Here is a 9354-nt window from a genome sequence, read left to right as displayed (position 1 = left end):
GCTGACCGTTGCGTACTTTGACGGGCTGGGGTTACCAAGACTGTCCTGACCTCAAACTCTCGAACCGCCCGGTGCGGACCCGCATGCCGGGTGGTGTGGCAGGGGTGCAGCCGATAATGGCTGCCCCCTATGCCGATGGTGGTCGATTTTCGTCACACGGGCGGCTGTGGACACTGGGGTATATTGCCGTTGATCGCAGGTTGCCGTTGCGGCCATAAGCCGCGTGGTGGGCTTGTCCGGACCGAAAACCGCCTGTTCTAGAGAAGGAGTTGAACCCATGTCTGCTGCGCTATGGATTTTTCTGGCTGTGGGCCTGCTGGTTTTTTTCTGGGCGGTCGGGGCCTATAACCGTCTGGTTCGGTTGAAAAACGCCATTGCCAATGCCTTTGGTCAGATCGACGTGCAGCTCAAGCGCCGATACGACCTGATTCCCAACTTGGTGGAGGTCGCGCGCAAGTACCTCGCTCACGAAGCGCAAACGCTGGAAGCCGTGATTGCCGCCCGCAACCACGCCCGCGCAGCCGAACAAACTGCGGCGGGCAGCCCCCTGAATGCGGGCGCGCTGGGTGCTCTCGCGGGTGCTGAGCAGATGCTCGGTGGCGCGCTGGGGCGCTTGTTCGCGGTGGCTGAGGCCTATCCCGACCTCAAGGCCGACCAGACCATGCGCGAATTGAGCGAAGAGCTGGCGAGCACTGAGAACCGGATTGGTTTCGCGCGCCAGGCCTACAACGACCACGTGCTCGAATTCAACGACGCTGCGGCCCAGTTCCCCACACTGATCGTGGCGCGGTTGTTTAACTTCACGACCCAGTCGATGCTGGCATCCACCAGCAACGAGGTGGAGCGCCAAGCTGTCAAGGTGAGTTTCTGAGGTGCATCTTCGCAGGCGTGACGGGTTGAGGTACTGGCGTGCTGATTTTTGAATCGCAGCGCGAAGCCCGCAACGCAACGCGCAAGCTGTTGTTCGCGTTTGTGCTGACCGTGCTGTTGCTGGTGCTGGCCATCAACGTTGCGCTGGCCGTGGCATGGGGCTTGACCTGGGGTTTCTGGACGCCGGGCGAGATGCGTTTTCCCCGCTACTTTTTTGAAGTCAACACCGGCGTGGTGTTGCTGTTTGTGTTGGGTGGCTGGTGGGTTGAAACCTCCCGTCTTGCCGACGGTGGTGGCCAGCGACTGGCCGAGCAGATGGGCGCGCGCCCCGTGCAGCCATCGTCCGACTTCGACGAGCAGCGGTTTCGCAACATTGTTGAAGAAATGTCGGTGTCGTCGGGTATGAAGCGGCCGCAGGCGATGGTGCTGGCGCGCGACCCCAGCATCAACGCTTTTGCCACCGGTTGGGACGAAGACGACGCCGTGGTGGCCGTGACCCGGGGCGCGCTGGACCTGTTGTCGCGCGACGAGCTTCAGGGCCTGGTGGCCCACGAGTTCAGCCACATCCGGGAGGGCGATACCCGGCTCAACATGCGGCTCATTGGCATGGTATTCGGCCTGGAAATGCTGTACCGCATGGGCCAGCAACTGTTTGAACCCGATGAAAAAGACCGGCGCATGGTGGCTGCCCTGCTGGGTTTGGCCATCATGGCGGCGGGTTGGCTGGGCTGGGTGGCGGGCCATGCCTTGCAGGCCGCCGTGTCGCGCCAGCGCGAATATTTGGCCGATGCGCGTGCTGTGCAGTGGACCCGCAACCGCGACGGCCTCGGTGGTGTGTTGCGCAAGATCATGAGCCAGCAGCGCGCCGGGGTGGTATCGCACCGCGTCGGCTCCATGGTGCAGCACCTGCTGTTGGTGTCCGACGAGGTCGGCACGGTGGCCCATTGGCTCGACTCGCACCCCACGCTGGAGCAGCGTATACGCCGCATATATGGGCGAGCCATGGGCCCGCTGCCTCTGACGCGGGAAGATGAACGGCCGAAGGACGGTGATGGGACTTCCGTAACCTCCACATCTGCAGACGAAGGCCCTGGCTGGACGCTGATTTGAGTCCGGGATGGCCAGCGGTGTCCGGTTTGCGCCACACTCCCGGGTCTGAACCATGGAATTGCCAGTGACCGACCCAGCCCGCTCATCGCCCTCTACACCGTCTCGCTCAGCTGTTGCGCCCCAGGGCGCTGCCCGCTTGACTCCCAGTCTGGCTGCCCAGTTGCGGCATACCGCACGCTGCGTGCTGGCGGTGGAGCAGGGCCGCTCGCTCAGTGACGTGATGCCCCAAGTCAACGCCGAGCTGCGACCCGGCGTGCAGGCGCTCACCTTTCATGTGTTGCGTCACCTGGGCACGGCGCGAGCGCTGGTGGGCAAGTTGGTGCAACGCAAACCCGAGCCTGCGGTCATGGCTCTGCTCAGCAGCGCTGTGGCGTTGCTGTTGGACGGACCGAGCGCAGTGGTCGCCGATGGCACGCCCGTCACACAGCCGGTTGGACCGCACTACGAACCCCACACCGTGGTCAATCAGGCGGTCGACGCCGCCCGTCAGGACCGCAGCACCCAGCGCCAAGCCGCATTTGTCAACGCCTGTCTGCGCCGTTTTCTGCGCGAGCGTAAAGCGCTGCTCCACAGCGTGGCCCAGCTCCCGGTGGCGCGCTGGAACCACCCGGTCTGGTGGATTGAGCGCCTGCAACGCGACCACCCCGAGCACTGGGCGGCCATTCTGGAGGCCAACAACCAACCCGGCCCCATGACCCTGCGTGTGAACCGCCGCAAGACCACCCGCGCGCGCTACCAACAGGCGCTGCAAGCCGTGGGCGTGGCCTCTACCCCGGTGGGCAGCGACGGCCTGGTGCTGGATGTGCCCCAGCCGGTGGAGCGTCTGCCGGACTTTGCGCAGGGTCATGTGTCGGTGCAAGATGCGGCCGCGCAAATGGCGGCCATGCTGCTGCTGAACGGACGGGCCTGGGCGCCCACCGACCGGGTGCTGGACGCCTGTGCCGCCCCGGGTGGCAAGACCGCGCACCTGCTGGAGCGGGCGGACCTGGATCTGCTGGCGCTGGATGTGGACGAGCGGCGCTGCGAGCGCGTCCACGACAACCTGCAGCGCCTGGGTTTGCAGGCCGAGGTGCGCTGTGCCGACGCAGCACGCCCTGCCAAGTGGTGGGATGGCCGCGCTTTTGACGCCATCTTGCTCGACGCACCCTGCACCGCTTCGGGTATCGTGCGCCGGCACCCAGACGTGCGCTGGCTGCGCCGCGCCTCCGATGTGGACCCGCTGGTCGCCATCCAGCACACCCTGCTGGAAGCCCTTTGGCCTCTGTTGAAACCCGGTGGCCGTCTGGTGTACTGCACCTGCTCGGTGTTCCGAGCCGAAGGGGCGCATCAGGTCGCAGCGTTTCTTGAGCGCCACACCGACGCCGTGTCTCGGCCCTCTGCCGGGCATTTGTTGCCGGGTTTGGCCGCTCCGTTGGGGGAGTTCAACGACAATCCTCCCGGTGGATACGACGGTTTCTATTACGCCCGCATCGACAAGGTCCAGCCTTGATCGGCTGCTGTGGGCCGCGCGCATGACAGACGTGCAGCGCGTGCTGCGTGCTCTGGTGCTGGCCATTGGCCTGGCCTGGCTGGTGCTGACGCCAGCCCGGGCCTACGAGCCTGAGATTTTGCAGATGGGGGTGCAGCGCACACCCGAGGCGGTGTACCTGTCTGCCCGGCTCAAGCTGGTGCCCGCTGCTGCCGTGGAAGATGCGCTGCTCAAAGGCGTGCCGCTGTACTTCGCCTGGCAGGCCGATGTGTACCGCCAGCGCTGGTACTGGTCCGACAAACGCATGACCACTGCGCTGCGCACGCTGCGTCTGGCCTACCAGCCCCTCACGCGCCGTTGGCGTCTGAGCCTTTCAACCGACACAGGGGGTGTGACGGGTACCGGCTTGCAGTATGCGCTGCACCAAAACTTCGACAGCCTCGCCGAGGCCCTGGCCGGCGTTGGCCGCGTGTCCCACTGGAAGGTGGCCGACGCGGCGCGCCTGCAGTCCGAGGACAAGTACCGCGTTGAATGGCACTTTCGGCTCGACCTGTCCTTGCTGCCACGCCCATTTCAGATCGGCATGAGCAACCAGCCCGAGTGGGACATTGCGGTGCAAAAAGTGCTGCGGGTGCCGATGCAGGCTGAGCCTGATCCGTTCCCCGACAGCGCCCCCGATCTGCTGCCGAGCGATCCACCGGGAGAGTCGGTCGCCGCAGAACCCGGGCGCTGACCTCCGCCGGTGCCGACCGAACCCGATTTTTTGCCTTGAACCCCATCGAAACCCTATCGTCGCGCAAGAAAACCGCTGCCTTGCGCTGGGCCGTGGTGGTGGGCCTGGTGTTCATGACCGGGTTGGGCATGGTGCTGCTGTTCCTGCTGACTCTGGCCACGCGCAACCGGATTTTCTACGAACAGAACTTCGCCTGGCTGGTCGGTATCAACGCGGCCGTGGCGGCGGTGCTGGTGGGCATCATCCTGTGGCTGGCGGTGCGCCTGGCGGTGCGCTTTCGGCGCGGCAAGTTCGGCAGTCGGCTGCTGATCAAGCTGGCCGGCATCATCGGGTTGGTCGGCATTTTGCCCGGCTTGCTGATCTACACCGTCTCCTACCAGTTCGTGTCGCGCTCCATTGAGAGCTGGTTCGACGTTCGGGTCGAATCGGCGTTGAGTGCAGGCCTCAGCCTGGGCCGCACCACGCTGGACACACTCAGCGCCGACCTGAGCAACAAGACCCGCATGGCCGCAGAAAGCCTGGCCCGTGTGCCCGACGCTTCGGCTGTGCTGGCACTGGAGCGCCTGCGAGAACAACTCTCAGCCACCGATATCGTGCTCTGGAGCGCCGCCGGGCAGGCGCTGGCCAGTGCGGGAACATCGCGCTTTGACATCTCGCCCAGCAGCCCTGGGCTGGCGCAGTTGCGCAACGTGCGTTCGGCTCGGGTGGTGGCGCAAATCGAAGGGCTGGAAGAGGGCAGCGATGGAGAGGCCGAGGCCGCCCTGGCCGCCGGGCAGGCTCGCATCAAGGTGCTGGCGCTGGTGAACGCCCCGGCCTTTGGCTTCAACACCGAGCCCCGCTACCTGCAGGTCATTGCCCCTCTGCCCGCTGCACTGGTGGCGGACGCCCTGGCCGTGCAAGTGGCCAACCGCGAATACCAGGAGCGTGCCCTGGCCCGAGAGGGTCTGCGCCGCATGTACATCGGCACGCTCACGCTGGCACTGTTTCTGGCCGTGTTTGGCGCGGTGTTGCTGGCGGTGCTGCTGGGCAACCAACTGGTGCGCCCGCTGCTGGTGCTGGCTGAGGGCATGCGGGAAGTGGCCGCCGGCAATCTGGCGCCCAAGCCTGCGCTGACCGCGCGCGACGAGCTGGCCGGCTTGACCCGCACCTTTGCCCACATGACACAAGACCTGGCGGACGCCCGCAGCGCAGTGCAGCACAGCATGGCTCAGGTCGACGCAGCGCGCGACAACCTGCAAACCATTCTGGACAACCTCACCGCAGGTGTGGTGGTGTTTGACGAAAACGGACGCATCCACAGCGTCAACCCCGGTGCGGCGCGCATCTTGCGTACACCGCTCGCCCCCCATCTGGGCCAACCCCTGGCCGAGTTGCCCGGGCTGGCTCACTTTGCTGCTGGCGTGCTGCAGCAGTTTGAGCGTTTTTTGTCCGATGACACCCCGCACGAAGGCGGGCACTGGCAGCAGCCGTTTGAACTCAATGCCAATGGCACCACACCGTTTGATGAAGGTATCACCCTGATTGCGCGCGGGGCCCTGTTGCCCAACCACGACCGCCTCCTGGTGTTCGACGACGTGTCGGACATGGTGTCGGCCCAGCGCGCCCAGGCCTGGGGCGAAGTGGCGCGGCGCCTGGCCCACGAAATCAAGAACCCGCTCACGCCTATCCAGCTCTCGGCCGAACGCCTGGCCATGAAGCTCGACGGCAAGGTGGCGCCCGCCGAACAGGCCATCCTCACGAAGTCGGTCAAAACCATCGTCGATCAGGTCGATGCCATGAAGCGCTTGGTCAACGAGTTCCGTGACTACGCTCGATTGCCTGCGGCGCAGTTGGCTCCCACCGACCTCAATGCGCTGGTGCGCGACATCTTGTCGCTTTACGACAGCGCCACGGTACCCGTTCGCCATGAGCTGGCCAACGACTGTCCGCTCGCCATGGCCGATGCCCAACAGGTGCGCCAGATGGTGCACAACCTGGTACAAAACGCTCAGGACGCAGTGGCCGCCAGCCCGGGCGCCGAGGTGTTGCTGCGCACCCGGTGCTCCGACTCGGGCCAATGGGTGCGCCTGTCCGTCATCGACCAAGGCCCCGGCTTTGCAGAGCACATCCTCAAGCGCGCCTTCGAGCCTTACGTCACCACCAAGCTCAAAGGCACCGGACTGGGGCTGGCGGTGGTCAAAAAGATCATGGACGAACACGGTGGCCGGGTCGATCTGTCCAACCGCTTGACCGACGGGCAAGTGGTCGGCGCTCAAGTGTCGTTATCATTCACAGTTGCTAATTGACAACACAAGCAGAGGGAAGCAGACCGCGCCATGGCAACAATTTTGGTCGTAGACGATGAACTGGGGATCCGGGATTTGCTCTCCGAGATCCTGAACGACGAGGGTCACACCGTCGAACTCGCTGAAAACGCCGCTCAGGCCCGTGCCGTGCGCGCCGTGCTGCGTCCCGATCTGGTGTTGCTCGACATCTGGATGCCCGACACCGACGGTGTGAGCTTGCTCAAGGAATGGGCCAGCAACGGCTTGCTGTCCATGCCCGTGATCATGATGAGTGGACATGCCACCATCGACACCGCTGTGGAGGCCACACGCATCGGTGCCACCGCGTTCCTCGAAAAACCGATCACCCTGGCCAAACTGCTCAAGGCGGTGGACCAAGGGCTCAACAAAACCATGCTCAAGACCAGTGCGGTGCTGAGTCCAATCAAGAACAGCCTCAACCTGGCCGCAGAGCTCACGGTGGAGTCGGCCATGACAGGGGGCACCCTGCCCGAGATGGCGCTGGACATTGGCCCTCAGTCCCTGCAGTCGTTCAACCTCGAAGGCCCGCTGCGCGAAGCCCGCGATGAGTTTGAAAAGGCGTATTTTGAATTTCACTTGGCCAAAGAGGCCGGCTCCATGACCCGTGTGGCCGAAAAAACCGGCTTGGAGCGCACCCATCTCTACCGCAAACTCAAGCAGCTCGGTGTCGATCTGGCCCGCAGCAAGCGCAATGCGCCCTGATCGATGTGTTGCCTCAAAATCGCTTAAAAATACTGCTATACTCTCGCTTCTGTTTGGCCCGGTAGCTCAGTTGGTAGAGCAGCGGATTGAAAATCCGCGTGTCGATGGTTCGATTCCGTCCCAGGCCACCAAACATTCAGAAAACCCAGCTCTCTACGTTGGGTTTTTCTTTGAGAGCCTTGCATGACTGCATTTTTTAAATACGGTCGCATCTTTCAAGGAAACGGTTTGCGGGATTAGCTCAGTTGGTAGAGCGATACCTTGCCAAGGTATAGGTCGAGAGTTCGAGTCTCTTATCCCGCTCCATATCGTTGCCCGTGCGGCTGCCCATGTGGCTCAGTGGTAGAGCACTCCCTTGGTAAGGGAGAGGTCGCGGGTCCGATTCCCGCCATGGGCACCAAGCGCCCAACACATTCAAAAGCCCGTTCGCTGCCGCGGGCTTTTTGCTTTCTGTGGTTTCACTCCAGAAGCCTCTCTCTCAAGTCGTTTACTCTAAGTAATTGACTTTTTGGGGGTTTTCGAACGGCATTCGGACGATTTTCGGCGCGGGCATGCCGATCACTTGGCTGACTTGGAAGTTGCCGGCTGCAAATCGAACGCAGCGGGCCATTTTCCGAGGGGGCTTTCCAGCGCCTGACGCTCACAAGCTTGGCCGCTGAGTTGGCATGTGCCTTCGGTGGTGAGCCAGTGGTGGGCGTGGCCCACACAGCCGGTTTGGCAAACGAGCTGGCGGGTCCATTCAGAATTCCCCAAGCGTGCCATGTCCCCTGCCCCCCGGCTTTGAATGGCGTTGCGTTGTGCGGTGGGCAGCTTGCTCGCCGTGCGCAGCGCCAGACCCCACAGCACCGCCGTGCGTGCCACGACCAATTGCCCGCGAAGCCGCAACACTTCGCCGCTCAGGGCTTGCAGTTGGGCTTCTTGGTCTGCCAGCAAACCCGACACGCGGGTTTGCAGTCGCCCCATGTGCCGCATCAAAACAGCGTGCTCTTGCACCACGCTCACGGGTGCCGGGTGGTTGTGTTGTGCCGGTGCACCGGGTGTCGAGCCTGCTTCTGGGTGGCGGTTGCGTATCCATTGCATCGCGGTCTGTGGTTGGGGCAGTGGGTGCATATGGGACTTTCTCAGTGCACCTGCGAAGCAGCGGCGTGCCACAGCCGGGTTTCTGGGAGCAGGTGGTTTTCGGTGCCCAGCACGGTGGCTGGCGGGGGCTCGGTGGCGTTCACCAGTGCGTCCCAGTGCAGGTGCATGCGTTGCACCACGGTGCGGAAATTGGGTGTGAGGTCTGGGTTTTGCCCGAGGAAATACAGGTTGGACCGGATCTTTTTGGCCATGAGGATGCGCTGGCGGGCGCAGGCGCTCTGGGCGTGACCGGTCATGAGCGCCAGCGTGCCGGCGAGCATGGCCTCGGCGCAGGGCATCACATATTCTTCGTCGTTCGGGTCGGTGTTGGGGTGCATAGCAGTCTCCGGTCGAGGGTGGGCAGCACGGCAGGCGTGCACGGGGCTGGCTTCCTGTTGGTCTGTGGCTTCGGTGACGAGTGGCAGGTGGCTGGTTTGATGAATATTAAATGAGAACCATTCTCAATAAATGGATTTTTAACAATATTTTTCAACTGGGGTGCGACCGCCACACCGCGATCACCGTTGGCATAAGGGGCACCCAAGATCGGCTGCACTTGGACACACCACCCGGCACGCGGGTCCGCACCGGGCGGTTCGAGCGCTTGAGGTTCTTGGCGGGGTCTTTGACAGAGCGTTGCTTTCCATTCCGCGCTGCGCCATTCGCCCAGGGTATCCCGGTCACCCACCCTCGTCCGGCCCTTGGGGGTTTCCACCCAGCCTTGAGGGCCTCGCACGTCCACTGCGACGACTTCTGCTGGCGTTTCGCTGCGGCTTGCACCGTCGTTGCCTTTTGAGGTCGCAAAAACTTTGCGGGCCCATGCCCGGTGCCCGTGCGCCATTGCGCTTTGCTTCGATCGTCGTGCTCAACCCGTGGCGGGACTTGCAGCTTCAGGCGTGCGCCCATATCGGGCGCCCATCGGCATAGGGGGCAGCCATTATCGGCTGCACCCCTGCCACACCACCCGGCATGCGGGTCCGCACCGGGCGGTTCGAGAGTTTGAGGTCAGGACAGTCTTGGTAACCCCAGCCCGTCAAAGTACGCAA

The 9354-nt window shown here is 63.6% G+C and carries 8 protein-coding genes and 3 tRNA genes; 9 read left to right on the top strand and 2 right to left on the bottom strand.

The features are described 5' to 3' along the window. Positions 1-277: 277 nt before the first annotated feature. From Q7J58_RS12230 to Q7J58_RS12190, 9 genes are all read left to right on the top strand, one after another. Entirely contained in the window at positions 278-871 is a 594-nt protein-coding gene (locus Q7J58_RS12230; RefSeq protein WP_304828202.1) for a LemA family protein, read from the top strand. Positions 872-909: 38 nt separating this feature from the next. Further along, positions 910-1980: a M48 family metalloprotease gene (locus tag Q7J58_RS12225; RefSeq protein WP_304828199.1), complete on the top strand. Its 1071-nt coding sequence runs from the start codon at positions 910-912 to the stop codon at positions 1978-1980. Positions 1981-2116: 136 nt separating this feature from the next. Next, positions 2117-3469, top strand: a complete 1353-nt coding sequence (gene rsmB / locus Q7J58_RS12220) for a 16S rRNA (cytosine(967)-C(5))-methyltransferase RsmB (RefSeq protein WP_304828196.1) — start codon at positions 2117-2119, stop codon at positions 3467-3469. A gap of 22 nt (positions 3470-3491) precedes the next feature. Then, entirely contained in the window at positions 3492-4181 is a 690-nt protein-coding gene (locus Q7J58_RS12215) for a DUF4390 domain-containing protein (protein ID WP_304828193.1), read from the top strand. 35 nt (positions 4182-4216) lie between these two features. Next, positions 4217-6466: an ATP-binding protein gene (locus tag Q7J58_RS12210; RefSeq protein ID WP_304828190.1), complete on the top strand. Its 2250-nt coding sequence runs from the start codon at positions 4217-4219 to the stop codon at positions 6464-6466. A 30-nt stretch (positions 6467-6496) separates the two neighbouring features. Next, the gene (locus Q7J58_RS12205; protein WP_304828186.1) at positions 6497-7189 is read left to right on the top strand and encodes a response regulator; all 693 of its coding nucleotides are present in this window, start codon (positions 6497-6499) and stop codon (positions 7187-7189) included. A 55-nt stretch (positions 7190-7244) separates the two neighbouring features. After that, positions 7245-7320 (top strand) — tRNA-Phe (locus Q7J58_RS12200). Between the two features lie 99 nt (positions 7321-7419). Next, positions 7420-7495: transfer RNA gene (locus Q7J58_RS12195), tRNA-Gly, on the top strand. A 19-nt stretch (positions 7496-7514) separates the two neighbouring features. Next, positions 7515-7589 (top strand) — tRNA-Thr (locus Q7J58_RS12190). 158 nt (positions 7590-7747) lie between these two features. On the opposite strand, the gene Q7J58_RS12185 is transcribed toward Q7J58_RS12190, so the two are convergent. Both Q7J58_RS12185 and Q7J58_RS12180 read right to left on the bottom strand, forming a co-directional pair. After that, positions 7748-8269, bottom strand: coding sequence for a hypothetical protein (locus tag Q7J58_RS12185; protein ID WP_304828183.1), 522 nt, complete (start codon positions 8267-8269; stop codon positions 7748-7750). Between the two features lie 41 nt (positions 8270-8310). Beyond that, positions 8311-8646 carry a hypothetical protein gene (locus Q7J58_RS12180; RefSeq protein WP_304828180.1) on the bottom strand — a complete coding sequence of 112 codons (336 nt, stop codon included), beginning with the start codon at positions 8644-8646 and terminating at the stop codon, positions 8311-8313. Positions 8647-9354 lie beyond the last annotated feature (708 nt).

The organism is Hydrogenophaga sp. (assembly GCF_030656115.1).
Lineage (GTDB): Bacteria > Pseudomonadota > Gammaproteobacteria > Burkholderiales > Burkholderiaceae_C > Hydrogenophaga.
Note: the sequence above shows the minus strand (reverse complement) of the source record. Positions and strands in the feature narration are given on the sequence as shown.